At 70.4% G+C, this 17,053-nt stretch carries 14 protein-coding genes; 4 read left to right on the forward strand and 10 right to left on the reverse strand.

What is annotated here, in order from left to right:
- The first annotated feature begins 257 nt into the window (after positions 1-257).
- Together ctaD and AB0P41_RS06000 are read left to right on the forward strand one after the other, a co-directional pair.
- Positions 258-1,865, forward strand: a complete 1,608-nt coding sequence (gene ctaD, locus AB0P41_RS05995) for a cytochrome c oxidase subunit I (protein WP_365930742.1) — start codon at positions 258-260, stop codon at positions 1,863-1,865.
- Positions 1,862-2,251 carry a cytochrome c oxidase subunit 4 gene (locus AB0P41_RS06000; protein WP_365930361.1) on the forward strand — a complete coding sequence of 130 codons (390 nt, stop codon included), beginning with the start codon at positions 1,862-1,864 and terminating at the stop codon, positions 2,249-2,251. Before ctaD ends, AB0P41_RS06000 begins: the two co-directional genes overlap by 4 nt.
- A gap of 29 nt (positions 2,252-2,280) precedes the next feature.
- On the opposite strand, the gene AB0P41_RS06005 is transcribed toward AB0P41_RS06000, so the two are convergent.
- The 6 genes from AB0P41_RS06005 to AB0P41_RS06030 all read right to left on the reverse strand — a co-directional run bounded on the left by AB0P41_RS06005 (position 2,281) and on the right by AB0P41_RS06030 (position 13,032).
- Positions 2,281-3,951: a ubiquinol-cytochrome c reductase cytochrome b subunit gene (locus AB0P41_RS06005; protein ID WP_365930363.1), complete on the reverse strand. Its 1,671-nt coding sequence runs from the start codon at positions 3,949-3,951 to the stop codon at positions 2,281-2,283.
- Positions 3,952-4,074: 123 nt separating this feature from the next.
- On the reverse strand, positions 4,075-5,085 hold the full coding sequence (locus AB0P41_RS06010) for an SDR family oxidoreductase (RefSeq protein ID WP_356714432.1): 1,011 nt from the start codon (positions 5,083-5,085) through the stop codon (positions 4,075-4,077).
- Positions 5,082-6,884, reverse strand: a complete 1,803-nt coding sequence (locus tag AB0P41_RS06015; RefSeq protein ID WP_365930365.1) for a glycoside hydrolase family 15 protein — start codon at positions 6,882-6,884, stop codon at positions 5,082-5,084. The genes AB0P41_RS06010 and AB0P41_RS06015 overlap by 4 nt, the downstream gene beginning before the upstream one ends.
- Before the next feature lie 26 nt (positions 6,885-6,910).
- Positions 6,911-8,044 (reverse strand): enolase C-terminal domain-like protein, encoded by a 1,134-nt coding sequence (locus AB0P41_RS06020; protein ID WP_365930367.1) that lies wholly within the window; start codon positions 8,042-8,044, stop codon positions 6,911-6,913.
- Complete coding sequence (locus AB0P41_RS06025) at positions 8,041-9,858, reverse strand: thiamine pyrophosphate-requiring protein (RefSeq protein ID WP_365930744.1); 1,818 nt, start codon at positions 9,856-9,858, stop codon at positions 8,041-8,043. The genes AB0P41_RS06020 and AB0P41_RS06025 overlap by 4 nt, the downstream gene beginning before the upstream one ends.
- Before the next feature lie 75 nt (positions 9,859-9,933).
- On the reverse strand, positions 9,934-13,032 hold the full coding sequence (locus AB0P41_RS06030) for an FAD-linked oxidase C-terminal domain-containing protein (RefSeq protein WP_365930369.1): 3,099 nt from the start codon (positions 13,030-13,032) through the stop codon (positions 9,934-9,936).
- 281 nt (positions 13,033-13,313) lie between these two features.
- Here AB0P41_RS06030 and AB0P41_RS06035 point away from each other — a divergent pair, with 281 nt between their 5' ends.
- Both AB0P41_RS06035 and AB0P41_RS06040 read left to right on the forward strand, forming a co-directional pair.
- Positions 13,314-13,499, forward strand: coding sequence for a hypothetical protein (locus AB0P41_RS06035; RefSeq protein WP_356714436.1), 186 nt, complete (start codon positions 13,314-13,316; stop codon positions 13,497-13,499).
- A gap of 53 nt (positions 13,500-13,552) precedes the next feature.
- Positions 13,553-13,738 (forward strand): zinc finger domain-containing protein, encoded by a 186-nt coding sequence (locus AB0P41_RS06040; protein WP_365930370.1) that lies wholly within the window; start codon positions 13,553-13,555, stop codon positions 13,736-13,738.
- Here the strand turns inward: AB0P41_RS06040 and AB0P41_RS06045 are convergent.
- The 4 genes from AB0P41_RS06045 to AB0P41_RS06060 all read right to left on the reverse strand — a co-directional run bounded on the left by AB0P41_RS06045 (position 13,707) and on the right by AB0P41_RS06060 (position 17,042).
- Entirely contained in the window at positions 13,707-14,240 is a 534-nt protein-coding gene (locus AB0P41_RS06045) for an SRPBCC family protein (RefSeq protein WP_356714437.1), read from the reverse strand. The genes AB0P41_RS06040 and AB0P41_RS06045 overlap by 32 nt on opposite strands.
- A gap of 357 nt (positions 14,241-14,597) precedes the next feature.
- On the reverse strand, positions 14,598-15,470 hold the full coding sequence (locus AB0P41_RS06050) for an amino acid ABC transporter permease (protein WP_356714438.1): 873 nt from the start codon (positions 15,468-15,470) through the stop codon (positions 14,598-14,600).
- The gene (locus AB0P41_RS06055; RefSeq protein WP_356714439.1) at positions 15,467-16,111 is read right to left on the reverse strand and encodes an amino acid ABC transporter permease; all 645 of its coding nucleotides are present in this window, start codon (positions 16,109-16,111) and stop codon (positions 15,467-15,469) included. The genes AB0P41_RS06050 and AB0P41_RS06055 overlap by 4 nt, the downstream gene beginning before the upstream one ends.
- Before the next feature lie 16 nt (positions 16,112-16,127).
- On the reverse strand, positions 16,128-17,042 hold the full coding sequence (locus AB0P41_RS06060; protein WP_365930373.1) for a glutamate ABC transporter substrate-binding protein: 915 nt from the start codon (positions 17,040-17,042) through the stop codon (positions 16,128-16,130).
- Between the last annotated feature and the right edge of the window lie 11 nt (positions 17,043-17,053).

Below are 17,053 nucleotides of genomic sequence, written 5' to 3' on the forward strand. Positions count from 1 at the left end.
GCACTCTGTATCCGTTGACACGGCACGGCCTTCACTCCCTCGGAACGAATGCCCGTAATGCGAAGGTTGGCGGGCAGCGACCGCCGTGCCGGTTGCGTGGAGCCGGACAGGGAGGACACATGACGTCGCCGGGCGAGCGGACAGAGGCTGCCGAGAAGGACGCGAGGGAGGAGCGGCGTGGAACCGGCCGACGGGTCGGACAGGGCTCGAAGCTGCTGAGTCCGCTGTCGACGACCGACCACAAGGTCATCGGCAACATGTACCTGGTCACCGCTTTCGGGTTCTTCCTGTTCGCCGGTGGGCTGGCGATGCTGATGCGCGCCGAGCTTGCACGTCCGGGCATGCAGATCGTTTCGCCCGAGCAGTACAACCAGTTGTTCACCGTGCACGGCACGATCATGATGCTGCTGTTCGCCACCCCGACCTTCACGGGCTTCGCCAACGCGATCATGCCGTTGCAGATCGGCGCGCCCGACGTGGCCTTCCCCAGGCTGAACGCCTTCACCTACTGGGTCTATCTGTTCGGTGGCCTGCTGGTCGTCTCCGGCTTCCTCACCACCGGCGGTGCGGCGGCGTTCGGCTGGTTCGCCTACGCGCCGCTGAACGGCCCCCTGTTCTCGCCGGGAACGGGTGAGGACCTCTGGGTGATGGGGCTGGTGGTCTCCGGTCTGAGCACCATTCTCGGCTCGGTCAACTTCATCACCACGATCGTCTGCCTGCGCGCTCCCGGAATGACCCTGTTCCGTATGCCGATCTTCACCTGGAACGTGCTCTTCACCTCCATCCTGGCGCTCCTGGCCTTCCCGGTGCTGACGGCCGCGCTGCTCGCACTGGAGGCGGACAGGAAATTCGGCGCGCATATCTTCGACGCGTCCAACGGAGGCGCGCTGCTCTGGCAGCACCTGTTCTGGTTCTTCGGGCACCCGGAGGTGTACATCGTGGCGCTGCCGTTCTTCGGTGTCGTCAGCGAGATCCTCCCGGTGTTCAGCCGGAAGCCGGTCTTCGGCTATGTGGGTCTCGTGGGCGCCACCATCGCCATCACCGGTCTCTCCGCCACCGTCTGGGCGCACCACATGTTCGCCACCGGCGGGGTGCTCCTGCCGTTCTTCTCCCTCATGTCGTTCCTGATCGCGGTGCCCACAGGTGTGAAGTTCTTCAACTGGATCGGGACCATGTGGCACGGCTCGCTCTCCTTCGAGACGCCGATGCTGTGGTCGATCGGATTCCTGGCCACCTTCCTGCTCGGCGGGCTGACCGGGGTGCTGGTGGCCTCGCCGCCGCTGGACTTCCACCTGACGGACAGTTACTTCGTCGTGGCGCACCTGCACTACGTGCTGTTCGGCACGATCGTCTTCGCCACGTTCGCCGGCTTCTACTTCTGGTGGCCCAAACTCACCGGCAGGATGCTCGACGAGCGTCTCGGCAAGGTGCACTTCTGGACCCTCTTCGTGGGCTTCCAGGTCACCTTCCTCGTCCAGCACTGGCTCGGTGAGGAAGGCATGCCCCGCCGGTACGCGGACTACCTGGCGGCCGACGGCTTCACCGCCCTCAACACCATCTCCTCCGTCGGAGCGTTCCTCCTGGGCCTGTCCACGCTGCCGTTCCTCTACAACGTCTGGAAGTCGTACCGGTACGGGGAGAAGGTGACCTCGGACGATCCATGGGGCTGGGGCCGCTCCCTGGAGTGGGCGACCAGCTGTCCACCGCCACGCCACAATTTCCATGCGCTGCCCCGGATCCGCAGTGACTCCCCCGCGTTCGACCTACACCATCCCGAGGTACCGGTCCTGGGCGCGCCCCCGAAGGGGCCGCCGGGCCGTCACGTCCCGCAGGGCTCCGGGAGCACCCAGGAGGTGACGAGGTGAAGGGCGAGGCGTGGCTGTTCACGGGGGTGGCTCTCTTCTTCGCCGTGACCTGTGCCGTGTACGCGGCCTTCGCGCCCGATCCCGCGGGCATCGCGGCACTCGCGGTGTCCGGCCTGATGGCGGTGCTGATCGCCGCCTACCTGTGGTGGGGGTACACGCGTGTCGGCCCTCGCCCGGAGGACCGCAAGGACGCGCGGGTGCGGGAGGCGGGCGGAGCGCGCGGTTTCTTCCCCGCGCGCAGCTACTTCCCCGTCATCAGCGCGGCGGGCTCCGCCCTGCTCGCCCTGGGCACCGTGCAGGGGCTGTGGCTCTTCCTCATCGGCGTCGGCGTGCTGATCCCCGGTGTGTACGGGTTCGCCTTCCAGAACACCGACCGTGACGACTGACGCGGGACGGTGACCGGCCGGCCTCCGTCTCAGTCCGCGGAGTCCGTGCGCACCCCGCCGGCCTCCGTCCGGTCCGGTCCGGCCAGTACGGCGTCGATCTCCCGCTGCTGCTCCACGCCCACGTGAGGCCTGACCTGGTCGCGGTAGTACCAGTGGCTGAGCGATGACCGCAGCCGGAGCGCGAGCCGCCCGCGGGCCGGGGTCCGCCGGCCCGCACGCGCTTCCAGCGGCCCGGGAATGTCCCGTGCCAGCAGTACGTGACGCCGTCCGGCGGGGAGCGCCCGGTGTTCCGGCTGGTAGCCGCCGTCGACGGACTGGCGTACGTCTCCTGAGGGCTCTCCTTCCTCCAGCAGGTCCCGGTCGTGCGCCTGCAGGGCCAGGCAGAGCCGGCCGGTCACCCAGAAGGCCGTCACCGGCAGCACGAACAGAGCGACGCGGAAGGTCCAGGTCAGAGCGTGGACGGGCACGTCGAAGACGAAGGCGAGCACGTCCTGGGCGCCGGCCAGCAGCAGGACCGCGTACGCCGTGAGCGCTCCGACGCCCAGGCCGGTGCGGACCGGCCGGTCCCGCGGCCGGTCGCACAGGTGGTGTTCGCCGGTGCCCCGGGTGATCCAGCGTTCGAAGAAGGGATAGGCGTACAGCACCATGAACAGGGCGCCCGGCAGCAGTACTCCGGGGACCAGGGGGTTCCACATCAGGGTGTGTCCCCACAGCCTGGTCTCCACTCCCGGCATCAGCCGCAGGGCGCCTTCGAGGAACCCGACGTACCAGTCGGGCTGGGAGCCGGTGGAGACCTGGTCGGTGCGGTAGGGGCCGTAGTCCCAGACCGGGTTGATCTGGGCGACCGCGCCCAGCACGGTGAGCACGCCGAAGACCATGAAGAACAGGCCGGCCGACTTCGCCGTGTACTGGGGGAAGAACGGCTTTCCGACCACGTTCCGTCCGGTCCTGCCCGGTCCCGCCCACTGGGTGTGCTTCAGGTGGACGATGAGCAGCAGGTGCAGGCTGATCAGGGCGAGGAGAAGGCCGGGTACCAGCAGGATGTGCACCGGGTAGAGCCGGGAGACGATCTCCTCCCCGGGATATTCGCCGCCGAAGACGAAGAAGCTCAGGTAGGTGCCGACGACGGGGACGGACAGCATGATGCCCTGCGCGGTCCGCAGGCCGGTCCCGGACAGCAGGTCGTCGGGGAGCGAATAGCCTGCGAACCCCTCCAGCAGGGCGAGGAGGAACATGGTCACTCCCACCATCCAGTTGGCCTCACGCGGCCTGCGGAACGCCCCGGTGAAGAAGACCCGCAGCATGTGTACGCCGATGGAGGCCACGAAGAGCAGCGCAGCCCAGTGGTGGATCTGACGGACCAGCAGCCCGCCCCGGACGTCGAAACTGATGCGCAGGGTGCTGGCGTACGCCTCCGACGTGCGGACTCCCCGCAGCGGGCCGTACGAGCCGTGGTACACCGATTCGGTCATCGACGGCTCGAAGAACAGCGTCAGGTAGACACCGGTCACCATCAGTACGACGAAGCTGTACAGCGCGAGTTCGCCCAGGAGGAAGGACCAGTGGTCGGGGAAGGCCTTGCGCAGCAGTGACCGGGCCGCCTCGGTGAGCGGGAGCCGGGCGTCGACGGCGTCCACCGTTGCTTCCGCCGTGCGCCGGGCCCCGCTCCGCAGACGTGCCTTCTTCCTTGCCAGCAGCATCGGTGCGCTCGCTCCCGTCAGCCGATCGTCGAAGAGTCCGAAGTGAGCCGTACCACGCGCGACGGTCCCGGTCCCGCAGTTCGGCCCCCAGGCCGGTCGGCTCGGCGGGCTGCGGCCGCCCGGTCAGCGGAGCCGGCGTCCGGTCAGCCGCTTGCACGCCCACCCGCCGCCGAGGGCGGTGCCCGTCAGGAGAGCGGATGCCAGAACCGGGTGGTGGGAGAACCACAGCTGGGGGGCGCGGGCGTGGGAGCGTTCGTCGAAGGCTCCGTGGGCGCCGAAGTCACGCTCGTCGTCCACCGGCTCCCAGAGGTTGTGGCGGCCTTCATGGTGGTCGGGCCGGTCGGTCTCCTGGGACCTGTAGCCGGTGCGGGCGAGGTAGCGGTCCAGGAGCCCGGGGACGATCTTGTCGGCCAGGACGGTCGCGGCGGTGCTGGCGCCGACGTAGTACTGCTTGCGTCCGGGGTGGTCAGCCGCGTGGAGGACGGCCCGCGCCGCGACTTCCGGCTGGTAGATCGGCGGCACCGGCTGCGGGCTCCTGGAGAGGCGGGAGAGTACCCAGGAGAACTGCGGGGTGTTGACGGCCGGCATCTGGGCGAGGGTGATGCGCACACCGCTGCCCTCATGCATGAGTTCCGTGCGTACGGAGGAGGTGAAGCCGTTGATGGCGTGTTTGGCGCCGCAGTACACGGACTGCAGGGGGACGGAACGCGAGCCGAGGGCGGATCCGACCTGCACGATGGTGCCGCGGTCGCGCGGCATCATGCGGCCGAGTGCCGCCCTGGTCCCGTTGACGAAGCCCAGGTACGTCACCTCGGTGGCGCGCCTGTACTCCTCGGGAGTGATCTCGGTGAACGGTGCGAAGACCGAGGCGAAGGCGACGTTGACCCACACGTCGATCTGTCCGAACGCCGCCACGGCCGCGTCGGCGGCGGCTTCGGTCTGCTCGGGGTCGGAGACGTCGGTGGGCACGATCAGGGCCTGCCCTCCGGCCCGCTCGACCTCCCGGGCGGCCGCGTCGAGCCCGGCCCGGCCGCGTGCGAGGAGTACGACGTCGGCACCGCGGGCGGCGAACGCCCGGGCGGTCGCCCGGCCGATGCCGGCGCTGGCGCCGGTGATGACGACGGTCTCGGTCATGGGGTCCTCTTTCGGAGTCCGGGGACGCCGGAAGGCGCGCCGGCGAGCCGGGTGGCGGTTTCCAGCATCAGGGCGTGCACGAAGGCTTGGGGCAGATTGCCGCGCAGCTGGCGTTGGCCGATGTCGTACTCCTCGGTGTACAGACCCGGGGGGCCGCAGGCCGCGCGGTTGCGTTCGAACCAGCGCAGTGCTTCTTCCTGGTTGCCCTGTTGGTGCTCGGCCAGGGCCATCACGTAGCCGCACAGCAGGAAGGCCCCCTCGGCCTCGGCGAGGGGGCGGTCGTCGTGGCGGAAGCGGTAGGCGTAGTGGTCGCGCGTCAGCTCCTGCGCGTAGGCGCGCAAGGTCCGCAGCGTTCTCGGGTCGTCGGCGGGCAGGGCACCGCGCAGCGGAGGCAGCAGCAGGGAGGCGTCCAGACCGGGGTCGTCCGGTGAGCGCTGCCACCGGCCGGTGGGATGGGTGCTCGTGGCCGCGGTCTCCGCGACGAGGGAGTCCGCGAGGCCGGTCCAGGTGCGGGCGGGTCCGGCGGGGGCGTCCTGGGCGAGCGAGCGCAGTCCTGCGGCACAGATGAGCCGGCTGTGGGTCCAGGCCCGGTTGTCGAGTTCCCAGATGCCGGCGTCGGGTTCGTGCCTGCGGCGGGCGATGGCGTCGGCCGCGGCCCCGGCCGCCCGCCAGCCGTCGGAGTCCAGCCGGCCGTGGCGGTGGGCCGCGGCGAAGAGCAGGAGCGCCTCGCCGAACGCGTCGAGCTGGAACTGCCGGCTGACCCAGTTGCCCACGCGGTCGTAGCCCCCGGGGTAGCCGCTGAGGCCCAGCGTGCTCTGGTCGGGGATGCGCCCGCCGTCGACCGTGTAGGCGGGGGCCATGCGCGCGCCGTCCTGGTGCAGGCGCGCGGAGACGAACCGCACGGCGTCGTCGAGCAGCGGATGGGGACCGGCGGCCGCCACGGCCTGGCCCGCGTAGCACTGGTCGCGGATCCAGACGTACCGGTAGTCGTAGTTACGGCCCTCTTCCGCGCGTTCGGGGAGGCTGGTGGTGACGGCGCCCACCATGCCGCCGGTGGAAGCGGTGAGACCACGCAGAACGGTGTAGGCGTGGCGGGAGTCACCGGGGGCGAGGTTGTTCTCCAGATCGGGCACCTCGCGCCGCCACGCGCTCTCGGTGGCGCTCCATGCCCGGGAGGGGTCCGGCTTCCTCGGCAGCGGCTCCTCGCTCAGTTCGAGGACGAGGTCGTGCGAAGCACCCTGGTCCAGACGCAGGTCCATGGCCAGGCCGGCCGTACGGCGGCCGTCGGACCGGGGGCGGGCGGCGCCCGCTCCGGACCAGCGCCATCGCAGCGCCCCGCTGCGCCCGTGCCAGGTGCCGTCCTCGTCGCGCCGTACCTCCCGCAGGTCCCCCGAGCCGAAGTCGGCGTGCGGCTCCAGCTGGACCGTGAGGTGCGCTGTGCCTTCGACCGCTGTGATCCGTCGCAGCAGCACGGCGCGGCGCGGATCGCCGGGGAAGGCGAGGGCCTCCCTGCTCTCCACGATGCCGCTTCCGGTGATCCAGCGGTTGCGCCAGATCAGGGTGCCGTCCTCGTAGTAACCGCCCCAGACGAACCGGCCGCGCGGACTGACCGTGTAGTGGCCGGATCCGCCGATGAGGGAGGAGAAGAGCGCACCGGCGTCCCAGCGGGGCGCGCACAGCCAGACGATGTCCCCCAGCGGTCCGACGAGGGCGCCGCGCTCGCCGTCGGCGATGAGGGCGTACTCCCGCAGGACGTGCGGAGGGGGCACATCGTGCTGCGGCAGGTGCGGACGAGTCACACGGTCTCCGTTCCGGGCGGGGCGGGTCAGCGAAGTCGGACCCTGTAGCGTTCGGCGGCTTCTGTACGGAAGGTGAGGCCCAGGCCGGGGGCGCCGGACCCGCCGGGGCTGACCGCACCGCCTGCCGGGTCGAGGACCCCGTCGAACAGGAGCTGCTCGACGCGTACGTGGTCGTGGAACCATTCCAGGTGGCGGAGGTTGGGCACGGCGGCGGCCACGTGGGCGTGGACGTGCGGGGCGCAGTGGCCCGAGATCTCCAGTCCGGCCGCTTCGGCGAGTGCGGCGGCACGGAGCCACACGGTGATGCCTCCGCACCGGGTGGCGTCGGCCTGAGGGCAGTCCACGGCGCCGGCGTCGAGCAGCTGCCGGAAGTAGGGCAGCGCGTATCCGTACTCGCCCGCCGCCACGTCGGCGGTGACCGCGGCCCGGATCTGCGCCAGCCCCGTCAGGTCGTCGGAGGAGACGGGCTCCTCGAACCAGGTGACGTCCTGCTCCGCCAGGAACACCCCGAGACGGACCGCTTGCTTCCGCGTGTAGGCGCCGTTCGCGTCGACGTACAGTTCCGTCCTCGCTCCGATGCTCCGGCGAGCGCGGGCGATCCGGTCACGGTCGCGGTGTTCGGCCCGGCCCCAGGACTCCCCGGTCTTGATCTTGACCCGGGGGATGCCCTGGCCCTCCACCCAGGTACGGAGCTGACGGTCCTGCTGTGCGTCGTCGTACGGGGTGAATCCGCCGCTGCCGTAGACGGGCACGTCGCTGCGGCTCGCTCCGAGCAACCGCACGAGGGGGAGGCCCAGCAGGCGGGCCTTGAGATCCCACAGGGCGATGTCGACGGCCGACAGCGCCCCGGCGACCAGCCCCGGGCGGCCGGTGTTGCGGACCGCCCGGCTCATGGCCTCGTTGGCCGCCGGTACGTCCCAGGCGCTCCGGCCGCTCACGAGTCCGGCGAGCTCCTGCCGCACGACCTGGGCGGTGGCCGCCGCACCATAGGTCCAGCCCAGCCCCGTGGTCGCGCCCGCCCGCACACGGACGAGCACCAGCGTGGTGGACTGCCAGGCCAGCGTGCCGTCGCCCTCCGGGGCGTCGGTGGGGACCGTGTACGCGGCGGCCTCGACCCCGTCGATCACGGGGTCCGCCCCCCGCGCGGGGGGTGACGTCATTTCTCGCTCTGCCCGCCCGTGGCTCCGTCGCCGTGGTGACGCCCGGGAAGGAACTCCTGCACCTTGGCCTTGATGCCCTGCTTGATCATGCCGCCGCGGTCGCTGTCCCCCTTGACGATGGAGGAGACCACCGCTTCGGCCTGGTCCCGGGTGGCGTGCGGCGGGATGGGCGGCACGGCCGGGTCGGTCCGGAAGTCGATCACGAAGGGACGGTCGGAGCCGAGCGCCTGCCTCCATGCCGCCTCTACCTGGTCGGGCTTCTCGACGCGGACGCCGCCGAGGCCGATCGACCGGGCGAAGTCGGCGTAGGGGACGTCCGGGATCGCCTGGGAGGGCAGGAACTGGGGGGCGCCGGACATGGCGCGCATCTCCCAGGTGACCTGGTTGAGGTCCTGGTTGTTCAGTACGGCGACGATCAGCCGGGGGTCCTGCCACTCCTGCCAGTACTTGGCGGCGGTGATGAGTTCGGCCATGCCGTTCATCTGCATGGCGCCGTCGCCGACGATCGCGATGGCCGGGCGTCCGGGGTGGGCGAACTTGGCGCCGATGACGTACGGCACGCCGGGACCCATCGTGGCGAGCGTGCCGGACAGGGAACCGCGCATCGTCCCACGCATGCGCAGATGACGGGCGTACCAGTTCGCGGCGGACCCGGAGTCGGCGGCCAGGATCACGTCGTCGGGCAGGAGCGCGTCGAGGCTGTGGACGACGTGTTCGGGGTTGACCGGGTCGGCCTCCACGGCGGCACGGCCTTCCATGACCTCCCACCAGCGGGCGGTGTCCTTCTCGATCTTCTTGCGCCAGGCGCCGTGCTTCTTGCGCTTCAGCCGCGGGAGCAGCGCCAAGAGGGTCTCCTTGGCGTCCCCGACGAGATTGACCTCGAAGGGGTAGCGCATTCCGATGTTGTGCGGGTCGATCTCGATCTGGACGGCACGCGCCTGGTCGAACTCCGGCAGGAACTGGCTGTAGGGGAAGCTGGAACCCACCACGAGGAGCGTGTCGCAGTCCATCATGAGCTCGTAGGAGGGCCGGGTGCCGAGCAGCCCGATCGCCCCTGTGACGTACGGCAGGTCGTCGGGCAGCGCGTCCTTGCCGAGGAGTGCCTTGGCCACTCCGGCCCCGAGCAGCTCGGCGAGTTCCTGGACCTCGGCCCTGGCGCCCCGGGCGCCCTGGCCGATGAGGACGGCGACCTTCTCTCCGGCGTTCAGGACCTCCGCGGCCCGGGTGAGGTCCGCGTCGGCCGGCACGGGGGCGGAGGTGGCGGTGCCGAGGCTGGAGGGAACCATTTTGAAGGCGTGTGTGGGCGGCGAGTAGTCGAGTTCCTGGACGTCGGCCGGGATGATCACGGCCGTCACCGTCCGCCTGCTGTAGGCGGTGCGCATCGCACGGTCGAGGACGTTGGGCAGCTGTTCGGGGACGGTGACCATCTCGCAGAAGTCGGAAGCCACGTCCTTGTACAGGCTCAGCAGGTCGACCTCCTGCTGGTAGGAGCCGCCCATCGCGCTGCGGTTGGTCTGCCCCACGATCGCGACCACGGGGACGTGGTCCAGTTTCGCGTCGTACAGGCCGTTCAGGAGGTGGATCGCCCCGGGCCCCGAGGTCGCGGCGCAGACCCCGACCTTGCCGGAGAACTTGGCGTAGCCGACGGCTTCGAACGCCGCCATCTCCTCGTGCCGTGCCTGGACGAATTTCGGCTGGTTGTCCGCGCGCCCCCACGCCGCGAGCAGCCCGTTGATGCCGTCGCCCGCGTAGGAGAACACATGGTCGACCTCCCACTCGCGGAGGCGCTGCAGGACGTAGTCGGACACCTTCATCGACACGTGTTTTCCTCTCATCTCAACCGGTGTGTGTGGTTCGTCGACGGGTTGCCGTGCTGCTTCCGGTGCCGCTCACCTCCGCGTCCGGCGCAGGACCGCCCACGTCGCGGCGGCCGTGGCCGAGCCGGCGGCCACCACGGCGGCGGTGGCCGCCAGACGTGCGTCACGCTTCGGCGCCGCGGGGCGGTCGGTGCTCTTCTCGGGGTGATCGGCGGGCAGGACACCGTCGAGGCCGAGTGCCAGGGCCTCGGCCAGGTGCATGGTGCGGCGGCCGGTGTCTCCCTGCTCGATCTGGGTGCGGCAGCTGAACCCGTCGGCGAGGACCAGGGCGCTCGGCGCGGTGGCCCGTACGGCGGGCAGGACACCCTGCTCCGCGACGGTCATGGACACCTCGTAGTGGCCGCGCTCGAATCCGAAGTTGCCCGCGAGTCCGCAGCAGCCCTCGTCGAGGACGTCGGCATCGATACCCGCGCGGCGCATCAGCTCCCGGTCGGCGTCGTACTTCATCACCGCGTGCTGATGGCAGTGGGTCTGCACGGTCGCCGTCCGGGCGAGCCGGGGCGGGCTCCAGTCCCGCGGGGCGTCGTTGACCAGGAGCTCGGAGAAGGTGCGGAACTGACCGGACAGCCGCTTGACGTCCTGGTCCTCCGGCATCAGCTCCGGGGCGTCGCTGCGGAAGACGGCGGTGCAGGACGGTTCGAGGCCGACGACGGGTGTCCCCGCCTCGATCCAGGGGCGCAGGACGTCAACGGTGCGGCGCAGCACCTTCTTCGCGGTGGCCAGTTGTCCGGTGGAGATCCAGGTCAGACCGCAGCACACCGCCTCCAGCGGTACGGCGACCCGGAAGCCGGCACTCTCCATGACCCGCACCGCGGACTTGGCGACGGCGGGGTGGAAGTAGGTGCTGAACGTGTCGGGCCACAGCACGACCGTGCTCGGGTCGGCCGGGTCGGGTTCCGGCAGCCCGCGCGCGGCCCACCACTGGACGAAGGACTCCTCGGCGAAGACCGGCGCCTCCCGCTCCTCCGCCACACCCGCCAGTCGCTTCCCCAGCCGGGCCAGGCCGGGTGCGCCGAGCACGGCGTTGACCGAGCGGGGCGCGATGCGCGACAGGCGTGCCCACAGCGGGAGCCAGCCCATCGAGTAATGAGCGGCGGGACGCAGGCGGCCGGCGTAGTGGTGGGAGAGGAACTCCGCCTTGTAGGTGGCCATGTCCACGCCCACGGGGCAGTCGGACTTGCAGCCCTTGCAGGACAGACACAGGTCGAGGGCGTCCTTGACCTCGGTGGACCGCCATCCGTCCGTGACGGCCGAGTCGGCGTGGCCGCCGAGCATCTCGAACAGCAGCCGTGACCGCCCGCGCGTGGAGTGCTCCTCCTCGCGGGTCGCACGGTAGGAGGGGCACATCACGCCTCCCTCGTGGCTGCGGCAGTTGCCGACCCCGACACACCGCATCACGGCCCGGGTGAAGGAGTGTTCGTCCTCGGGGTAGCCGAACTCGGTGCCGTAGGAGCGCGGACGCCACAGCGGTCCGAGCCTGAGGTCGGCGTCCGCGCGGTGCGGAGCGGAGACCTTGCCGGGGTTCATCCGGTTGTCCGGGTCGAAGACGGCCTTCACCTCCGCGAAGGCGGCGACCACCCTCTCACCGAACATGCGCGACAGCAGTTCCCCGCGCGCCTGACCGTCCCCGTGCTCCCCCGAGAGTGACCCGCCGTAGGAGACGACCAGGTCAGCGGCGCGGAACAGGAAGGCCCGGAACCGGCCCACCCCCTCGGCCGTCTTCAGCTCGAACGGGATACGGGTGTGGACGCAGCCCTGGCCGAAATGCCCGTAGAGCGAGGGGTGGTCGTAGCCGAACTCCGCGAAGAGTTTCCTCAGGTCCCGCAGATAGTCACCGAGCCGGTCCGGAGGGACCGCGGAATCCTCCCAGCCCTCCCACGTCTCGCGGCTGTCCGGCGGCCGCGCGGTGACCCCGAGGCCCGCCTCGCGCGCCTTGAGCATCTCCTGCTCGCGCCGGGGGTCGTCCGAGAAGGAGACCCTGTTGTCGTCCTCGCTGCGGCCCAGAGCCCCGAGCAGAGCGTGGGCCTGCGCGTCGACGGCCTCCTGCGTGTCACCGCTGAACTGCACCAGCAGCCAGCTCTCACCGTCCGGGAACTGGTCGAGGGACGACAGATAGGCCCCCTCCGCCCGCATCAGCTGTGCCATACGCCCGTCGATGGCCTCCAGCAGTTCCGGCTCGCAGTGCTCCAGCAGACGGGGCACATCGTCCGCCGCGTCACAGATGTCGCTGTAACCGAGCACCACCATGGCCTCATGGGGCGGGACCGGTACGAGGTCCAGCTCCGCGCGCAGCACCGTGACGAGCGTGCCCTCACTGCCGACGAGCGCCCGGGCCAGGTCGAAGCCGTTCTCCGGCAGCAGGGAGTCGAGGTTGTAGCCGGAGACCCTCCGCGGGATGTCCGGGTAACGGCGCCGGATGTCCCCCATGTAGCGGTCGACGATGTCCTTGAGCTGCTGGTAGAGCTCGGCGCGACGGCCCCCCGCCGCGACGACGGCCTCGAACTCCTCCCGCGACGTGGGCCCCACCCAACAGCGCATCCCGTCGTAGGTCAGGATCTCCAGGCGCCGCACGTTGTCCACCGTCTTGCCGTACGCCTGGGCGGAGGCCCCGCAGGAGTTGTTGCCGATCATGCCGCCGATCGCACAGTGGCTGTGGGTGGACGGCTTCGGTCCGAACTTCAGCCGGTCGCCGGCCAGCCGCCTGTTGAGCGCGTCCAGCACGATCCCCGGTTCCACCACACAGGTACGCGCTTCCGCGTCGACCGACACCACGCGGTCGCAGTACTTGGTCCAGTCGATGACCACCGCGGCGTTCGTGCACTGTCCGCCCAGGCTCGTGCCACCACCGCGGGACAGCACCGGCGCCCCGAACTCCGCGCACACGGCGACAGCCTCCGCGCCGGCGTCGACGTCGTGCGGGATCACCACCCCCAGGGGAACCTGCCGGTAGTTGGAACCGTCGGTGGAGTAGGCGCCCCTGCTCCCCGCGTCGAACCGCACTTCGCCGCGCACCCGGGCGCGCAGAGCCGCCTCGACCGCGGCGGCTTCCGGAAGGGCGTGAGACGCGGCGTCGCCACCGCCCCGGACGTCACCCGTCGGTTCCGGGCTCATGGATGCCTCCTGGTCTCGGGCGTGGCGCCTGACGTGGGGAGCCGTGCTCCGACAAGCGCGTGGCCTGCGCCTGACCGCCGGGCACCGGGGCAAACGCAAGCGGCAGGTAATAAGAGGCCAAAGCCGTCCTCCGCGCGGAAGAGATAGCCGCGAAGCCCCGAAGCGAAACCCGGCTCGCGCCGTTCGGCGGGCGGGCGGAGGCGGCCCTCTCCCCTCCGCCGGGTCCGTTACGGGGCGGCCTCCGGGTCGCGTGCGGAGGGTGATCGTCGTACACAGGGAGCATGAGCGAGGAGAAGACGTCATGGCATCCGGGCGAGGTCGTGCCGGACAGCGGCATCTACGAGTGTGACTGCGGGGGCGGGCATCACTGGAGTACGGACGTGAAGGGACACCGTTTCCCGCCCTTCCCGCACGCCTGCACAGGCGGTTCCTGGTCGCTGCGGACCGAGACCCATCCGGACGCCTGACCGAGTGAATCGTGGCTGCCTCCTGAAGAAGGACATCGGACCGGTGGGGACCCGTGCCCGGGCTGCCTGACGTCGAGGGATTCCGCCGGCAGTCGGCCGACCGCGGCCGGCCCCTGGAATCGATCCGCCTGGCCGGCCGCCGCACGGTCCTGTGCCCGCACTGCCAGACCTGGGGGTGGCTGACGGCCGGGGGCGGGACCCCGGCCGTCAGCCCTGGCGGCGCTCCGCCGCGGCCTTGATGCCTTCGAGGGTGGCGTCCATGCCCTTGCCCAGCTCGTCGAAGCGGTAGGCGATGATCGCCTCCTCGTGCTCGGGCGTACGCTCGATGTAGTCGCTCAGTCCGCTGCGACCGGGGCCGATGGTGACCGACTGCCGCAGCACGGTGCCGTCGCCGTCGGGGGCGAGCGTGAAGGACCAGGTCGCCATCCGGTTTTCCGGGGCGTCGGCCCTCTCGCCGTAACGGCCGTCGACGTCCAGGACGCACCAGGAGAGGGTCCGGCCGGGCTCGAACTCGGTGAAGTGGGCGATGGTGCGCCAACGGCCGTTCACGGGATGCTCGTTGTGCCCGATGTAGCGCGCACCCGCCGCCGGGGAGGTCGCGCCGTCCTGCCACTCCACCTCCAGCAGCTCCGGACTCCATCCGGCCATGGCCTCGACATCGGCCACGGTCTCCCAGACGCGCGCGGGGCCGGCGGAGATCCGGATCTCACGGTGCGTGCTGGGCCCATCGGCGTATCGCATGACAACTCCCCCTGCGGGAACGGTCGTCCGCCGTCTCCGCGAGGAGGATTCTACGAGCTCCTTCCGGGGAGACGCCCGGGGGTACGACCGCCCCGTCGCCCCTCCGCGGACCTGCACGGTCGGGCACCGGGACGGCACCGGGACGGCCGTTTCCCCGTGGGCGTGGAGCCGCGCTCCACGCCCACGGTGTCCAGGCCGGTCACACGTCACCTCGTGACCTTCGCCGGTCCTCACCGCAGCGGCCGCGGCCCGGCCGGCGCGCAGCTGACCTTCTCCCCCGCCGGGCGCCCGGTACGGATCGCGTACCGGTTACGGCTGCGAGGAGTGATCACCGGCTGCTGCCGGGCGGATCGAGGGCTACCGCGGACGGCCCGGCAGCACCGTTCCGGGTTCGGCGGCGGCGACGCCCGTCCCCTCCGTCTTCGGGTTGCGCCGCTGCCGTCTGGCCACCCAGGTGGCGAACCAGGAGAGCAGCATGCACATCCCGATGTAGATGGGCGAGATCACCATGACCACGGGGATGAACGGGAGATCGTAGTCGAGGTTCGAGGCGATCAGCTTGCCGGCGTGGAGGAACTCCTCGTAGGTGATCAGATAGCCCAGCGAGGTGTCCTTGAGCGCCACCACCAGCTGGCTGATGATGGTGGGCAGCATCGCGCGGACGGCCTGCGGGGCCAGGACGTGGGTGGTGACCTGCGTCTTGCGCATACCCAGCGCGTACGCCGCCTCCCGCTGCCCCCGCTCCACGGAGTTGATCCCGGTCCGGAAGACCTCGGCGAGCACGGACCCGTTGTAGAGGGTCAGTCCGGCGACCAGCGCCGGCAGCGGCTGGACCTTGAGCGCGACGAAGATGAAGAAGATCATCACCAGTACGGGCATGGCCCGGAAGAACTCGACCAGCAGCGTCGAGATCCAGCGCACCGGTCTGTGTTCGGAGAGCCGCCCGACGGCGAGTACCGCCCCGAGTGCGAGGGAGAGGACCGCCGCGTAGGCGAACGCCTTCAGCGTGTTGCCGAGCCCGCGCAGCAGCAGCTCCTGGATCCCCGTGTAGATGAAGGGCGTCCACTTCTCGCTGGTGAACTGGTCGGTGTCGAAGAGGAGATAGAGGATCCAGCCGAACAGTGCGAGGATCACGGCCGTCGCCAGGACCCCGTAGAGCATGTGCCGCTTACGGGTGACGGGCCCGGGGATGTCGTAGAGCGCGGAGGCGGAGGCGGTGGAGTGGGTCATCGGGCGACTCCCCAGCGCTTCTCCAACAGGTTGAAGATCGCACTGATGGCGAGGGTGATGATCAGGTATCCGACGGCGATCCAGATGAAGGACCAGATGATGCTGTAGCCGAGTTCGTTGAGGGTCTTGTAGGTGCCCAGCAGCTCGGTGACGCTGAAGGCCCCGGCGATCGCGGAGTTCTTGGCGAGGGCGATCAGTGTCGATCCCACCGGCGGGATGACGGACCGGAAGGCCTGGGGCAGCACCACACTGCCCAGGGTCTGTCCGAAGGACATCCCGAGGCTGCGGGCCGCCTCGCCCTGCCCCGTGGGCACGGTGTTGATGCCGGAGCGCAGTGCCTCGCAGATGAAGGCCGAGGTGTAGCAGCCGAGGGCGAGCACCGCGAAGACCTGGAAGGGCAGGACCAGGCCGAAGCGCGGCAGGCCGAGCAGCACGGCGAAGAACAGCAGGGTCAGCGGGGTGTTGCGGAGCACCGCGACCCAGACGGTGCCGATCATCCGGAGCGAGCCGACCGGCGCGACCCGGAACGAGGCCATGACGAAGCCGAGCACCAGGGCCAGGGCCGAGGCGTAGACGGTGAGTTCGACGGTGCCGAGGAAGCCCTTGCCGTAGAGCGACCAGTTGTCTGTCAGTACATCCATGGTGGTGGCCGGCCCCTCAGTTCGACGGGTAGCGGTCGATGGGCGGCGGCTTCGGGGCGGGTACCCCGGACAGGCCCAGAGTCGCCTCGAACGCCTTCTTCCAGTTGCCGTTCTTCTCGTTGGCCTCCAGGGCGTCGTCGAGAGCGGAGCGCAGCGCGTTGTCGCTGCGCGGGACGCCGATGCCGTACGGCTCCTCGGAGAAGGGCTTGCCGACCACCTTCATCTCGTCCGGTGCCTTGGCGGCGAAGCCGAGCAGGATCGCGTCGTCGGTGGTGACGGCGTCGACCTGGAAGGTGAGCAGGTTGTCGACGCAGATCGAGTAGGTGTCGTACGCGACGAGATCCGCTTTCGGGAAGTCCGCGGCGATGCGCTGGTACGGCGTGGACCCGGCTGCCGAGCAGACGGTCTTGCCCGCCAGGTCCTGCGGACCGTGGATGTCGTTCTCGTCGGTGCGCACCAGCAGCCCCTGGCCGGCCATGTAGTAGGGCCCGGCGAAGCCGACGAGTTTCTTGCGCATGTCGTTGATCGTGTAGGTGCCGACGTAGTAGTCGATCTGCCCGTTCTGGAGTGCCGTCTCCCGGTTGGCGGAGGCGATGGTCCGGAAGCGGATCGTGTCCGGGTCGAAGCCGAGGGAGGCCGCCATCATGCGGGCGATCTCGATGTCGAAGCCGGAGTAGATCCCGCTGGCCGGGTCCTTCTCGCCGAGGTAGGGCTGGTCCTCCTTGGCGCCGACGACGAGATAGCCACGCCTCTTGGCCTTCTTCCAGGTCCTGGATTCCGGCAGCGAGAAGCCGGTGTCGACCTTGTACCGGGGCAGCGCCTCGGCCTTCGGCCCCTTGACCGGCGGGCTGCCCTCCCTGCCGCAGCCGGCACAGAGCGCGGCGATCAGGAGGCAGACCAGCACGGCCGCGATGTTCCTTTGACGCAACACGGTGCCCCCTG

The organism is Streptomyces sp. NPDC079167, assembly GCF_040686735.1.
Classification (GTDB): domain Bacteria; phylum Actinomycetota; class Actinomycetes; order Streptomycetales; family Streptomycetaceae; genus Streptomyces.